At 69.7% G+C, this 13,817-nt stretch carries 11 protein-coding genes; 9 read left to right on the top strand and 2 right to left on the bottom strand.

Going from position 1 to position 13,817, the window contains the following annotated elements; genetic code table 11:
* The first annotated feature begins 4 nt into the window (after positions 1-4).
* From ACFHVL_RS19660 to ACFHVL_RS19675, 4 genes are all read left to right on the top strand, one after another.
* Positions 5-625: a CBS domain-containing protein gene (locus tag ACFHVL_RS19660; protein ID WP_416629649.1), complete on the top strand. Its 621-nt coding sequence runs from the start codon at positions 5-7 to the stop codon at positions 623-625.
* Positions 626-788: 163 nt separating this feature from the next.
* Complete coding sequence (locus ACFHVL_RS19665) at positions 789-1,904, top strand: helix-turn-helix domain-containing protein (protein WP_416629650.1); 1,116 nt, start codon at positions 789-791, stop codon at positions 1,902-1,904.
* Positions 1,905-2,336: 432 nt separating this feature from the next.
* Positions 2,337-2,591: a hypothetical protein gene (locus tag ACFHVL_RS19670; RefSeq protein WP_416554143.1), complete on the top strand. Its 255-nt coding sequence runs from the start codon at positions 2,337-2,339 to the stop codon at positions 2,589-2,591.
* The gene (locus ACFHVL_RS19675; protein ID WP_416554145.1) at positions 2,588-3,763 is read left to right on the top strand and encodes a helix-turn-helix domain-containing protein; all 1,176 of its coding nucleotides are present in this window, start codon (positions 2,588-2,590) and stop codon (positions 3,761-3,763) included. Before ACFHVL_RS19670 ends, ACFHVL_RS19675 begins: the two co-directional genes overlap by 4 nt.
* 34 nt (positions 3,764-3,797) lie before the next feature.
* Here ACFHVL_RS19675 and ACFHVL_RS19680 read toward each other — a convergent pair whose 3' ends face one another.
* On the bottom strand, positions 3,798-3,971 hold the full coding sequence (locus ACFHVL_RS19680; protein WP_416554147.1) for a hypothetical protein: 174 nt from the start codon (positions 3,969-3,971) through the stop codon (positions 3,798-3,800).
* Positions 3,972-4,174: 203 nt separating this feature from the next.
* Here ACFHVL_RS19680 and ACFHVL_RS19685 point away from each other — a divergent pair, with 203 nt between their 5' ends.
* Positions 4,175-5,650, top strand: coding sequence for an AAA family ATPase (locus ACFHVL_RS19685; RefSeq protein ID WP_416629651.1), 1,476 nt, complete (start codon positions 4,175-4,177; stop codon positions 5,648-5,650).
* Positions 5,651-5,660: 10 nt separating this feature from the next.
* Here the strand turns inward: ACFHVL_RS19685 and ACFHVL_RS19690 are convergent, their stop codons facing one another.
* Complete coding sequence (locus tag ACFHVL_RS19690) at positions 5,661-6,236, bottom strand: TetR/AcrR family transcriptional regulator (protein ID WP_416629653.1); 576 nt, start codon at positions 6,234-6,236, stop codon at positions 5,661-5,663.
* 69 nt (positions 6,237-6,305) lie between these two features.
* Between ACFHVL_RS19690 and ACFHVL_RS19695 the strand changes: the two genes are divergently transcribed.
* The 4 genes from ACFHVL_RS19695 to ACFHVL_RS19710 all read left to right on the top strand — a co-directional run bounded on the left by ACFHVL_RS19695 (position 6,306) and on the right by ACFHVL_RS19710 (position 13,678).
* Positions 6,306-7,238: an SDR family NAD(P)-dependent oxidoreductase gene (locus tag ACFHVL_RS19695; RefSeq protein WP_416629654.1), complete on the top strand. Its 933-nt coding sequence runs from the start codon at positions 6,306-6,308 to the stop codon at positions 7,236-7,238.
* A gap of 127 nt (positions 7,239-7,365) precedes the next feature.
* On the top strand, positions 7,366-7,827 hold the full coding sequence (locus ACFHVL_RS19700; RefSeq protein WP_416629665.1) for a GbsR/MarR family transcriptional regulator: 462 nt from the start codon (positions 7,366-7,368) through the stop codon (positions 7,825-7,827).
* Complete coding sequence (locus tag ACFHVL_RS19705) at positions 7,824-9,104, top strand: glycosyltransferase (protein WP_416629656.1); 1,281 nt, start codon at positions 7,824-7,826, stop codon at positions 9,102-9,104. Before ACFHVL_RS19700 ends, ACFHVL_RS19705 begins: the two co-directional genes overlap by 4 nt.
* A 305-nt stretch (positions 9,105-9,409) precedes the next feature.
* Positions 9,410-13,678: a carbohydrate-binding protein gene (locus ACFHVL_RS19710; RefSeq protein WP_416629658.1), complete on the top strand. Its 4,269-nt coding sequence runs from the start codon at positions 9,410-9,412 to the stop codon at positions 13,676-13,678.
* Positions 13,679-13,817: the final 139 nt, after the last annotated feature.

Genomic DNA, 13,817 nt, shown 5'->3' on the forward strand with positions numbered 1-13,817 from the left:
CAAGATGCTCCTCAACGGCTACTCGCAATTGGCCGTGCTCAACGGACCACGCAACCTTCGGGGCGCAGTCACCTGGCAATCCATAGCGCACGCCCGTCATGCCGACCCGAACGCCAAACTGACCGACGCGATCGATCCCGAGGCCGTCGCCGTACGCTACGACCGCGAGTTGATCGACGTGCTGCCCGAGCTGCAACGGTGCGGCTACGTGTTCGTCCGCAGCGAGGACAATGTGGTTGCCGGCATCGTCACGACCGCTGACGTGGTGCAGGCGTACGGCGAGATGGCAATGCCCTTCTATCAGATCGGCGAGTTGGACCGGAGCCTGCGCCGGATCATCACCCGTCGGGTCGACCTCGATCTGGTGGGCAAGCTGTGTAACCGCTCGATCAACTCCTTCGACGATCTCAGCATGGGCGACTACCTGCGGGTCCTGGACGACACCAGCGTCTGGAGCACGTTGGGTTGGCCACTCGACCGTCGGACGTTCATCGACCGACTGCACGAGATCCGGCATATCCGCAACGACGTCATGCACTTCAACCCGGACCCGCCACCGCCCGACACCATCGACAAGCTGCGCAAGGTCAACAGCCTGCTGCGGCATTACGGTGAACTGGCCTGACCGACGCCGCCGCTGGCCCTTGGGACAAATGCCGCTCCGCTGACGTGGTCTCCTGGCAGAACCGTGTGTCGCAAGGGGATTGTCCCAGGAGAGGGGTACGGTCGGACGTGGTGGCGCTCGGTTCGGCCGCGCCCCTCCACGCCGCCCGCTAGGGAGCCCGACTATGATCATCGTTGATCCACGCTGGCCGACCACCCTGCGTGCCTTGCGTAAGCAGTCTGGTCTCTCCTATCGGGAACTTGGACGACGAGTCGCCTACTCGTCCAGCTACCTGTGCGAACTTGAGGCTGGCCGCAAGACACCGACGATCCAGGTCGCCAGGCACCTCGACGTGGCTCTCGGCGCGAGCGGCCGGCTGGCGCAACTCGTCGTTGATGATGCCGGGCAACTCGACGACGACCAGCGTTCCCGTCTCGCGGCCGGCGACACCAGCGCCGCCGCAGCAGAGGCGCTGGCAGTGATCCTCGCCCAACATCGCCATCTCGAAGATGTCGTCGGGTCGGCTGCGGTCGTTGACGCCGCAGCCGCGCACACGGCTGCGGTCGAGCAGTTGGCTTCCAGCGCCACCGGGGCTGGTCGAGCCAGGCTGCTGCATGTCGTCGCACAGTCCGCGCAACTGGTCGGATGGCTGCAGATGACCCTCGGCCGGTACGCGCAAGCCCGTCGAGTTCTCGCTCAGGCCGAAGCGGCGGCAGTGGCTGCGGGGGACGTCGACCTGACCGCTCTCGTGATCAGCTTCCAGGGACATCTGGCGGAACTGTGCGGGCGTCCGGCGGAAGCTGCGGAACTGTCCAGAGCAGCGCTTGCTGGCGGCGCCGAGGTCTATATCGGTGAGCGGGTCTATGACACACTTCAGCTCGCTCGGGCCGTGGCGCACGTGGACGGCCGGCAAGCAGCGACTGAGACAATCCGAGAAGCTGATCAACTCGGGGCGGAGTTCGAGATCAGCGGCGACGACCCGCCGCCGTGGCACTACTACCGGTCGTCTGCCTTCCTGACAATGGAACGCGGCCTCGTAAACGCGATCCATTCCGGCGTTGACCGGCATGCCGCCGATGCCGCGATCGCAGACCTGACCGCTGGTCTTGCTGCCCTTCCTTACGAGCAGCGGCATGCGGAGTGGGCCGGTGACTATCTACTCGCATTGGCCGACGTGCATTCGGCGATCGGCGACCGGAAAGCGGCGACGAAGGCGTTGGACGAAGTCGCTGTGGTCGCCGACGCCACTGGGTCGGCGCGTCTGCGTCAAGCTGTTCGCAAGCGGCCGGCGAACGGCTGACCAGTGGACCTTACTGAATGTGCCGGGCAGGCTACTTGCAGAGGTTGTGCCATCGCTTCCCGTATCGGGTTGTGAGTTCGGCGGTGGCGCGGCCTCGCGTTAGCTGGGCCCGGCGTCGCATCCCGTAATCGCCCTTTTCGCGCGTCGGGCCCGCCTGCTGGGCGGCGGCTCGGGGTTGACGTGGAGAGCCACCTCGGGTCGCCGCCCTTCCAACTCTCGTTGAGGGGGCGTTGTGTTCGGGAAGTGGTTTCAGCGTGCGGATGTGCCGGTGGATGTGGTGTATCCGGTGCCGGGTCGGCGGCGGTTTGCCGACCGTACGGTGCCGCCGCCGGACCGGCGGCCGGCGACCCGGACGGATCGGACGGATCGGCGTGGTGGTAACGCCGGCCGGTATTACCTGCGATGAGGACACCCGCAACCGGCAGGGAGCCGGTGCATGAGCCGGTGCGGCCGTCGTGGTGCTGCGCGGTCTGTCCGGACGGGACGCCGTGGCCGTGTCCGCCGGGCCGCACGCAGTTGGCGGAGGCGTACGTCGGTGAGCCGGTCGCGTTGTCGGTCGACGTCGGCGAACTGCTGACCCTGGCCGCCGAGGAGGCCGGCATCACCGACCCGGCCGAGCTGTACGAACGCTTCGTCTCTTGGACCTGGATCGACGGGACCGGGATCGATGCGGGTGGGCGGCCGTGAGCGTGGCGGTGGGGCGTCGGGTCGCCCTGTGGCGGGTACGGCGGCGGATGACCCAGCAGGTGCTCGCCGACCGGGTCGGTCGGTCTAAGAGCTGGGTGGAGAAGGTGGAGCGTGGTGTCCGGACGTTGGACCGGTTCTCGCTGATCCGGCAGGTCGCCGAGGTGCTGCGGGTCGACCCGGCGGAGTTGGTCGGCCCGGACCGGCCAGCGGAGGCCGGTGGGGCGGTCGACGGGGTGGCGGCGGTCCGAGCGGCGCTGGCCAGCTACGAGGTGTTCACCGCCGCCGACAGCGGACCGGCAGGGGAACAGGAGGTCACGCAGCGGGTGGAGCACGCCTGGTCGACGTACCAGTACGGCGACTATCCCCGGCTGCTGCGGACGGTGCCGGAGTTGCTGGACGCTGCCCGGCGGCTGCACGCCACCCGGCCTGCGCCTGGGGCGGAGTTGTTGGTGCGCGCTTACCGGATTATCGCGCTCGTGCTGGTCAAGGTCGGTGAACCCGAGCTGGCCTGGTTGGCGGCCGATCGGGCGCTGGCCGTGGCCGGCAGCGATCCGGTGCTGGCCGGTTCGGCGGCGGTGCCGCTCGGGCAGGCGCTGCGCGGGCTGGGCCAGGACCGGTTGGCGATGACGACGACGGTCGCCGCCGCCGACCGCATCGCGGCGGCGTCTGTCGAGCGCGGCACGGTGTACGGGACGTTGCTGCTGCAGGCCGGGTTGGCCGCTGCCGGCTGCGGCGAAACCCGCAGCGTCGACGAGCTGCTCGGCCGGGCCGCTGACGTCGCTGGCCGCATCGGCGACGGGCTGGACTACCGTACGGCGAGCTTCGGCCCGGCGGCCGTCGAGCTGGCGCACGTCGCGGCGGCCGTGGAGTCGGGCGACGCCCGGCAGGCGGTACGCCGACACGAAACGGCCACCCGGCAGCTGACGTGGCGTGGACTGCCGGCGGAGCATCGGGCGGCGTACCTGGTGGACGCCGCGCGGGCGTACCTCGACGTCGGTGACTTCGTAGCGGCAGGACGCTGGCTCGTCGAGGCGGACCGCGTCGTACCGGCTGAGATCCGCTGCCGGCCTTCCGCCCGTACGGTCGTGGCGGAGATCGCCCGGTGCGGGCCGGACGCGGCCGGCGTCGCCCGGCTGGCGACGGCGCTCGGGCTGACGACCGGCGTTTCGTAACGAGGGAACCTGTATGACCCTCAACCCGCCAGTTTCACGACAATACAGGTTCCCTCGCCAGCGTCAGCCGGGCAGCGTCACCGCGTTCCTCGGTGAGGTGGAAGGCACTGATCCATGCCTCGGTACGCGCGCGTTCCGTCGCCAGCGCGGCATCGTCCCCATCGTGCAGTTCGCTGCGGACGTCGTCCCAGTCGTGGAACTCGGTCATGGCCCCTCCCGCCGATTCCTCTCAAAGGCCAGCCAGCGTACGCGACCTCCGTTGCCGGGATCGCCATCTCGTATCACCTCGACCAGTTGCCGGCCTTGTCGCCGGCGACCCTGTCAGCGGGTCAAGGGGTAGGCAATACGGGCGAGCGAGATGTAAGTATAGTTATAGTAACTACGCTTACACTAGCGTGACGGGATGGTGAGGTGGAGAAGCCGGCGGAGATCTTCGACCGTGACGTCGAGTGGGACGAGTTGGTCCGGTTCGCGCGCCTGCCGCAGGGCGGGGCGACGCTGGGAGTGGTCTCCGGTCGTCGTCGTCAGGGCAAGACGTTCCTGCTCGACGCGCTGGTACGGGTAGCTGGCGGGTTCATGTTCACCGCCACGGAGTCGTCCGAGGCTGACGCGCTGCGCCAGTACGGCGATGCGCTCGGTGACTATCTGGGTGAGGCGACGCCGCTGCGGTTTGCGAACTGGGACGAAGCGGTCACCCGGACGATGACACTCGCCCCTGCCGGGCCACTTCCGGTGGTGATCGACGAGTTTCCGTTCCTGGCCCGCGTCAGCCCGGCACTTCCCTCGATCATCCAACGGGCGCTCGACCCGGCGGGACAGCGGTCGAACACCCAGGTACGGCTGCTGTTGTGCGGTTCGGCGCTGTCGTTCATGGGCGGGCTGCTGGCCGGCACCGCGCCGCTGCGCGGACGGGCCGGCCTGGAGTTGGTGGTCCGCACGCTCGACTACCGGGCAGCGGCCCGGTTCTGGGGGATCGCCGACCCACGCACCGCCCTGCTGGTCAACGCGATCGTCGGCGGCACCCCCGCCTATCGGCACGAGTTCACGCAGGACGACTCACCGGCCGGGCCGGACGATTTCGACGACTGGGTGGTGCGGGCCGTGTTGAACCCGGCCCGCCCGCTGTTCCGGGAGGCCCGCTACCTGTTGGCGGAGGAGCCGGACATCCGCGACCCCGCGTTGTACCACTCGGTGCTGGCGGCGATCGCGGACGGTCGTACCCGGCGTGGGGAGATCGCCAATTTCCTGGGCCGGCAGCCGTCCGACCTGGCCCACCCGCTGGGTGTGCTGGAGGACGTCGGCCTGGTCGTGCGGGAGACCGACGCGTTCAAGAGCAACCGGGGCGTCTACCGGATCGCTGAGCCACTGCTCGTCTTCTACCACGCCGTGATGCGGCCGACTTGGGGCGACCTGGAGCGTGCGGGTCGGTCGCGGCAGGTCTGGCCCCGGCTGCAGCGCACGTTCCTGAGCAAGGTCGTCGGCCCGCACTTCGAGACGATCTGCCGCGAATGGGCCCGCTGGGAAGCCGATCCGGACGTTCTTGGCGGTTTTCCGACCCGGGTGGCTGCCGGTGTCGTCAACGACCCCGCCGCCCGCACTCAGCACGAGGTGGACGTGGCGGTCTTCGGCCGCGACGAGCACGGCAGCGAGGAACTCCTCGCGATCGGCGAGGCCAAGTGGCACGAGACCGTCGGGACCAGCCACCTGCAACGCCTGGCGCACATCCGCAGCCTGTTGCGTGGCCGCGACAGCGTCCGGGCCGACCGGTGCCGGCTGCTGCTGTTCAGCGGCGGCGGCTTCACCGACGACCTTCGGTCCATGGCGGCCACGGATCCCGGCGTCCAGCTCGTCGACCTGGACCGCTTGTACGCGGCGAACCGATCCTGAGCGAACAACGTCAGCTCGACCGTCCGGCCTGACGTAGCACCTGGAGCAGGTCCTCGACCAGGTCCTCGGCGCTGGCCCGGCCCTTTCCGTCGGCCGCGAGGTGGCCGGTGATGGACAGGTCGGCGGCACCGTGTGCCAGCGCACGGACCAGGGCTGCGGCGCGCTCCGGGTCGCCGGCGGGCAGTGCGCCGGCGGCCTGGGCCTTGGCGGTCAGTTCGACGAGTCGCCGCCAGGTGGTGCCGGCCCGCTCGTGCAGGTCCGCTGAGGCGTTCATCGACCACCCGTAGACCAGCGCGAACCGACGGGGATGGTGCTGGGCCCAGCGTACGTAGTCGAGCAGGACGCGCCGCAGCAGCGCGGCGGCCTCGGTCCGTGGCGTCGGTGTCGCCGTCATGACCCGGTCGAGCCGGTCGAACTCCTGGATGGCGACGGCCTCCAGCAGGGCCTGCTTGTCGGCGAAGTGCTTGTACGGCGCGTTGTGCGACACGCCGGCCCGACGCCCGACCTCCCGCAGGGTGACCCGATCGGGGCCGCCCTCGTCGAGCAGTGCGGTCGCTGCGGCGACCAGGTCGTCCCGGGTGCTCATCGCCCGATCCTAGATCAGGTTGACGCTGTCAACCTGGACGACGTAGTGTCAGGTTGACAACGTCAACCCATGAAGGGGTTCATTCTGATGAGGACCGTCGTCATCACCGGGGCCACCAGCGGCCTCGGACTGCGCGTTGCCGGGCGGCTCGCCGCCCAGGGCTGGCACGTCGTGCTCGGCCACCGGGCGGAGAGCCGGGGAGAGGCGGCGGCCCGGCAGATCCGTCGCCGGACCCCTGCGGCGAGCCTCGAACTGCTCCGGATCGACCTGGCCGACCTGCGCTCGGTCGCGGACGCGGCCGGGGCACTGCGCCGGTCCGGGCAGCGTCCGCCGCTGCACGCCATCGTCGGCAACGCCGGCGTTCAGGTCATCGACGGGGTACGCCGGTCCGCCGACGGCTACGAGCTGACCTTCGCCACCAACCACCTCGGTCACCACCTGCTCGTCGCCGGGCTGCTGGATGACCTGGCCGCCGGGGCCCGGATCGCGATTGTCAGCAGCGGCACCCATTGGCGGGAGAAGAGCATGGGCTTTCCGGAGCCGCGCTGGACGAGTGCCCGCGAGCTCGTCGACCCGTCCGACGCCGACGCGACCCCGACGGCGGGCCGGGTCCGCTACTCGACGTCGAAGCTGGCGAACATCTACTTCGTCTACGAGCTTGCCCGCCGCCTGGACGGGCGGCCGATCAGCGTCAACGCGTACGACCCGGGGCTGATGCCCGACACCAGCCTGTCCCGCGACTATCCGACGCTCGTCCGGACCGGCTTTCGGATGGCCGCTCCGCTGATCAGCGCGCTGCTGCCCGGCGCCCGCAGCTCCCGGGCCTCCGCCAGGCACCTGGCCGACCTGGCCAGCGACGCCCGGTTCGACGGCACCACCGGTGCGTACCTGGAGGGTCCGAAGATTGCCCGATCCTCACCCGAGTCCTACGACGTCGCCCGCGCGCAGCAACTCTGGGCCGACAGCGAGCAGCTGATCGCCCAGGCGCTCGCCCGCCGCTGAGCCGGGTGGGACCGGTGCGGGTCGCGTCACCAGCCGCCGTGCTACGGTTGGCGTTCGGGAAGTCCTGAACGTTCCTGATGATGACGTTCATCGTGGAGGGGTGTCCTCGGTGGTGAAGGAGATGCGCGTGGACCCGGACGCCGGGCGGCGGTACGCCGAAGAGGTCGGTGTCGCCCTCGCTCAGATGGGCACCACCCCTGCGTTCGGCAAGCTGCTGGGCTGGCTGCTGATCTGCGACCCGCCGGGTCAGACCACCGCGCAACTGTGCGAGGCGGTCGGGCTGTCCAAGGCCTCCGTCTCGGCCGGCATGCGGGCGCTGGAGCAGTCCGGCATGGTGCGTCGGGTGCCGACCAGCGGCCGGGGCCACGCGTACGAGATACACCCGGACGCCTTCGCCCGGGCGATCGACCCCACCGACAAGATGCGTACCTTCATCGACCTGATGCAGCGCGGCATCGACCTCGTCGGCGACGCGGACGCTCCCGGGGCGGACCGGCTGCGGCACACCCGCGACTTCTACACGTTCATGATCGAACGGACGCCCGCCTTGATGGAGGAGTTCCGCCGGCAGACCAAGAGGGGCGTGTGACGGTGCGGGTCTTGATCGTCACCGTCGGGTCGCGCGGTGACGTCCAGCCGTACCTGGCGCTCGGCATCGGGCTGCGGGCAGCCGGTCACGACGTCACCCTGGCCACCTGCGCCAGATTCCGGTCCTTCGTCACCGACCACGGTCTGGCGTACGGCCACCTCGGCGATGAGATCCTGCAACTGCTCGACTCGGCGGCGGGTCGCGCCGCGATGGAGGACACCACCGGACTTCTGGGCTCGGTCAAGACCAACATCAGGCTGGCCCGGCAGGCGAACCCGATCAACCGGGGTCTGCTGGCCGAGGTCTGGCAGGCGGCCCGCCAGGCCGACCCGCAGCTGATCGTCTACCACCCCAAGGCGCTGGCCGGCCCGCACGTCGCCGAGAAACTCGGCGTGCCGGCGGTGCAGGCGGTGCCCGTACCGATGTCCGTGGCGACCGGCGACTTTCCACTGATCGGCGCACCCGCGCTGCCGCTCGGCCGCGCGTACAACCGGCTCACCTACCGTCTCGTCGGTGCCGGCTTCCGGATGTACGACGGCATGGTCAACACCTTCCGCCAGGAGACGTTGGGGCTGGCCAGGCGCAGGGGCGCGGCGCTGGCCACCCGGCTGCCCGACGGGCGGCCGATCCCGGTGCTGCACGCCGTCAGCGGCCACGTGCTGCCGCGCCCGGCCGACTGGCCCGGGCACGCCCAGCTCACCGGATACTGGTTCCTCGACGGGGCCACCGGCTGGCAGCCACCGGCCGAGCTGGTCGACTTCCTCGACGCTGGCGACCCACCGGTGTACGTCGGCTTCGGCAGCATGGCCGGGCGGGATCCGCAGCGTCTCACCCGCGCCGTCGTCGAAGCGCTGCGCCTGGCTGGCGTACGCGGCATCGTCGCCACCGGCTGGGGCGGGTTGGACGCGGCGGACCTGCCGGACGATGTCCTGCCCATCGCGCAGGCTCCGCACGACTGGTTGTTTCCCCGGGTGTCCGCCGTGGTGCATCACGGTGGTGCCGGCACCACCGCCGCCGCGCTGCGCGCCGGCAGGCCGTCGGTGATCTGCCCGTTCATCCTGGACCAGTTCTTCTGGGGTCGGCGAGTGGCGGCGATCGGCGCGGGCAGCGTCCCGGTGCCGCAGTCCACGCTCACCGCGCAGCGGCTCGCCACCGCGATCCGCCAGGTCACCACCGACGCCGATGTCCGGGACGCGGCGGCCGAGCTGGGGCGACGCATCGCTGCCGAGGACGGCGTTGCGAGCGCGGTCGCGCGGATCGAAGCCGCGCTGACGTGACGGGCCGCGTCGGCTGCGGCTGCGGTGGGCAGGCGCTGCGGGGCATCGGCGGACCGGCTTCGGGCCGACCGCCTGAGATCTTGATCGTTTCTGGATCTTTCTGATCACTTTCGCGGCGACGACGGCGGTGTATTTCGGGCATCTCGACATCTATGCGAGTAGATGTGCATGTGCGTTGGTCGACTGTGATCGTAAGAGGTCGATTGCGATCGTTTCGGGTTGTTGACGGGCATCTTCGATCGATTTACTGTCGCGTCACCAACCGAGCACCTGACTGAAACATGTGGTCAGCAGAGGGGGCCTCCATGAGACGCAGGCGCGTCGCGACCGTCACCGCAGCCCTGCTCACATGCGGGATGCTCCTGCCAACTCAGCTGATCTCCGGTACGCCTACCGCTGCGGCTGCAGCCGCGGCCGCAGCGACCGTCGACGTCACCGTGGACGCGAGCGACATCGCGGCTGACAACGTCAACGGCCTGACCTTCAAAGGGTTCGGCGTGCTGAGCGCGAACAGCACCAGCGCGGTGCTGATGGACTACAAGGCGCAGCATCCCGAGGTGTACGCGCGGCTGCTGCGGGTCCTCTTCGGCGGCGACCACCCGGTCATGAGCCACGTCAAGATCGAGATGGGCAACGACCGGAACAACTCGACCGGATCAGACCCGGCCACCATGCGCTGGGAGACCGAACGGGCGAACGTGACCCGGCACCCGGGCTTCCAACTGGCCGCCGACGCCAGGAAGGTCAACCCGGACCTCAAGGTCAGCATCCTGCGGTGGAACGCGCCGGCCTGGGCGAACACCAACGACAAGATCTACACCTGGTACAAGAACACCATCCTGGCCGCCCACCGCGAGTACGGCTACATGGTCGACTACGTCAACCCGGGAGTGAACGAGCACAGCGCCGACCTCGCCTGGACCAAGCAGTACGCGAACCAGGTGCGCACCGACACCACCGGCTACATCAGCGACGATCCAGCGCTGGCTGGCTTCCGCCCCGGCGAGGCGGAGCTCTACCGCCGGATCCAGGTCGTCATCTCAGACGAGGTGAGCGTCGGCACCTTCGGTGGCGCGATGGTCAGCGATGCGCAACTGCGCGACGCGGTCACGGTCGCCGGCTACCACTACAACACCAACGACGACAGCCAGCGCAACTTCACCCGGCTCGCCGAGGAGTTCGACAAGGAGATCTGGAACAGCGAAGCGCAGGCCACCTTCAGCAACTCGTCGTTCCGGCCCAACAACAACACGCCCGACCCGACCGTGCCGGGCACCGGCCTCGGTGGGACAGGCAGCGCGCTGGAGATGGCCAATACCATCGTCAAGGGCTTCGTGATGTCACGGCGGACCCATTTCGTCTACCAACCCGCCATCGGCTCGTTCTTCGAGGGCGGACAGTACTCCTTCAAGGAACTTGTCTCCGCCCGCGACCCGTGGTCGGGGTGGCTGCACTACGACGCCGGCCTGGCCGTGCTGCAGCACTTCACCAGCTTCGCGCAGACCGGTTGGGAGAACGACGCCAACACCGCCGGGATCTGGCGGGCCGTCCCACAGGCCAGCACCTCCACCGCCACCGGCACCAACCCGGTCGTCGGCCGCAACGGACAGCCCAACTACCTGACCATGGCGGCACCGGACGGGTCGGACTTCTCCACGGTGATCGTCAACGATTCCGAGTACGCCATGACGTACGACATCACGCCGGTCAGCTTCGATCTCGGCGCCGACCCGACCCTCGCCGTGTGGCAGACCGATGCGGCCGGCGCGGGTGAGTCGTTCAACGCCAACTACAAGCGGCACGTCGCCGATGTCGCGCCCGGCACCGCCGGCGACTACCAGGTCAGCGTCGACCCGTACTCGATCGTCACCGTCACCTCACTCGACGTCGCTGACAGTCCGCAGTGGACTGCGCCGTTGCCGGTCGAGGGTGAGCGCACGGTGCTGGACGCCGACCCGGCGCAGGGCAGGCTGTGGACCGACGACTTCGACTACTCCGGCAGGACCGTGCCGGTGATCGGTCCGGGTGGCGTCGTCACGAACCAGACCGAGAACTTCATCGACTCCCGTGGCGGCGACACGGGTGCCATTCCGCTGTACACCTGGGACCGCAACGGTGCCTTCGAGACAGTGCGGACCGGCGACGGAGAATACGTCCTGCGCCAGCAGGTCGACCGAGCGACGACCGGCGTCGGCGGTGCCTGGAACAACGCCGATCCCGTCACCGGCATAGGTGACCTGCGCTGGACCAACTACCAGGCCAGCGTCGACGTGCGGTTCGACCGGGACCCGGCGGTCGACAACTACGCGGCCATCGGCGCGCGCTCGACCGGCGGCGGCAGCTCACACAGTCTCAGCGGTACGCCGTACGCGCTGCGGCTCGGCTCCGACGGCACCTGGCAGTTCCGCCGCACCGGTACGACGATCGCCAGCGGGACAGCCGCCGGATTCGACGCCACCGGCTGGCACCGGCTGGCGATCCGGGTCGCCGGTCACCAGATCACCGGTTTCGTCGACGGCGACCAGGTGTTCAGCTGGACCGACGCCACGCCGTACCTGTCCGGTCGCGTCGACCTGGCCAGCGGCTTCCACCACACCAGTTTCGACAACCTGACGATCGAGCGGGTGCCGGGTCACCTGCCGTACTACCGCGAGCTCCTCGACAACCTGGAGACGACCGACCTGGCCGACCCACCGGCCACCATGCTCGGCTACGGCGGAGACTGGCGCCACGCCAACGGTGGCAGCATGTACGACTACCAGCGTTCGTCGTCGACCAGTCGGGGACCCGGCGCCACCCTCGCGTACACGTTCACCGGTTCCGGGATCGACGTCACGGGAGCCAACGACGGCACTGCCCGGCTCAACGTCCGGGTCGACGGCGAACTCGTCGCGACGAACCTGCCGACCAGGTCCGCCACCAACTTCCAGCAGACCGTCGCCGTGCGAGGGCTGCCCTGGGGCCGGCACACCGTGACCCTCGAGGTGATCGCCGGTCGACTGGTGGTCGACGCGGTCGGCGTTCCCGGGGTGCCGCCCGCCGAGGCGGCGTCGAGCACGGCGGTCGGCCAGGCGTTGGCGGCCGCCTCGCGGATCGAGCGCAACGCGGACTTCACCGACCAGGACTGGGCGCTGCTGCAGACGAACATCGCGATGGCCGGCCGGGCCGTGGCCGACCCGGTGGCCTACCGCCTCGACGTCGAGGGGGCCGGGCAGCTCGTCTCCCGACTCCAGGCGGCCAGCTTTCCGCTGGCCAACCGGGTGGTCTCCATACCGCAGGTCTGGCGGGCAACTTTCCCCGGCCAAGCACCGGGGAACCTGCCGGCGACGCTGCCCGCCAGGCTGACCGACGGCACCACCCGGGACCTCGCGGTGACCTGGGACCTCGACGGACTCGACGTCAGCAAGGCGTGGACGACGGTCGCGGTCCGGGGCAGCCACGGTGCCGCCAGCACGACCGCCTGGGTCGAGGTCGTGCCGAGGGGACTGCGCTATTTCGCCGACGTCAACGGCACCGCCACCGGTGCGTTGGGTCACGAGTCGCCGGCCTACGCGGCGGTCGCCGACCTGGTCGGCGACGACCTGCTCAACGCCGTACCCGATCAGGTTCTCGACGGCGGCGCGACCTGGGGTCTCGGGGCGCACAACGCCGCCGGCGCCCGCGACATCCAGTACAAGGGGATTGTCGCTGGCGACTACAGCAAGACGACCACCACCGGCGTGTACACGGCCAACCAGGTAGGGGCAACCCTCAGTTACACCTTCAGCCTGCCGGCGGGCCGTCACGCGATCGTAGCGGGCAGCCACTCCTGGTGGCCCGGCAACAGCCGCAGCTACGACGTCTTCCTGGACTACGACGGCACCGCCCACCGGGTCGACTCACAGCTCACCCTCGATTCCGCCACACCGTCGCGGGTGTTGCGCTACGACATCGACCTGGCCGCCGACGGACCGGTGACCATCAGGCTGCGGGCGACCACCAACCAGTCGCCGATGCTGTCGTGGGCGGCCGCCGTCGAGGGCGTCCACTCCGTGTCGTACGACCTCAACGGCGGCATCGGCGCGGCACCCGAGTCCCGCGGCGGGCTGTTGTGGTCCGACACCGGCCTGGACGCGCCGGGGACCGGTCTGCACCGTCCCGCGTACGAGTTCGCCGGCTGGAACACCGCGGCAGACGGCACCGGCACCGCGGTGACCGCCACGACCACGGTTTCGGCGCTGGCGCGGACCGCGGCGACGATCTACGCCCAGTGGGTACCGACCGTACCCGCCTGGGAGGCGGCGCAGGTGTACACCGATGGCGACCTGGTGCACCACGCCGGCCGGGTCTACCAGGCCCAGTGGTGGACGAAGAACCAGACTCCGGGCAGCGCGGCGTGGGGTGCCTGGGCCGAAATGGGCGCCCACCGCAACTGCGCCGGGAGCTTCCATCCGGAGTGGACGTCGTCCTGGATCTACACCGGTGGGGAGACCGTCGTGCGGGCGGGGCAGTCGTGGACGGCGCGGTGGTGGACGCGCAACCAGCAACCTGCCGCCTCCCAGTGGGGTCCGTGGGAACGGGTCGGCGTCTGCTGATCTGGACCGGCGACCCGGCCGGGCCGCGGCGCTGCGTCGACGAGTTGGTAACGCTCGACCGGATGGTTCCGTTACCTCTCAGTGGGCTTTAGTGAGCGCACGGTTGGTAGTCCTGCCTTGCGGTAGGACGGTCCCGGTC

Origin of the sequence: Micromonospora sp. LOL_023, from assembly GCF_048060115.1 — a bacterium.
In the GTDB taxonomy this organism is placed as follows: Bacteria; Actinomycetota; Actinomycetes; order Mycobacteriales; family Micromonosporaceae; genus Micromonospora_E.

Excerpts from the sequence above, each read along its gene's own strand:
- ACFHVL_RS19660 (WP_416629649.1), top strand. The coding sequence starts at position 5 with ATGCTCCTCAACGGCTACTCGCAATTGGCCGTGCTCAACGGACCACGC.
- ACFHVL_RS19665 (WP_416629650.1), top strand. The coding sequence starts at position 789 with ATGATCATCGTTGATCCACGCTGGCCGACCACCCTGCGTGCCTTGCGT.
- ACFHVL_RS19680 (WP_416554147.1), bottom strand. The coding sequence starts at position 3,971 with ATGACCGAGTTCCACGACTGGGACGACGTCCGCAGCGAACTGCACGAT.
- ACFHVL_RS19690 (WP_416629653.1), bottom strand. The coding sequence starts at position 6,236 with ATGAGCACCCGGGACGACCTGGTCGCCGCAGCGACCGCACTGCTCGAC.
- ACFHVL_RS19695 (WP_416629654.1), top strand. The coding sequence starts at position 6,306 with ATGAAGGGGTTCATTCTGATGAGGACCGTCGTCATCACCGGGGCCACC.
- ACFHVL_RS19710 (WP_416629658.1), top strand. The coding sequence starts at position 9,410 with ATGAGACGCAGGCGCGTCGCGACCGTCACCGCAGCCCTGCTCACATGC.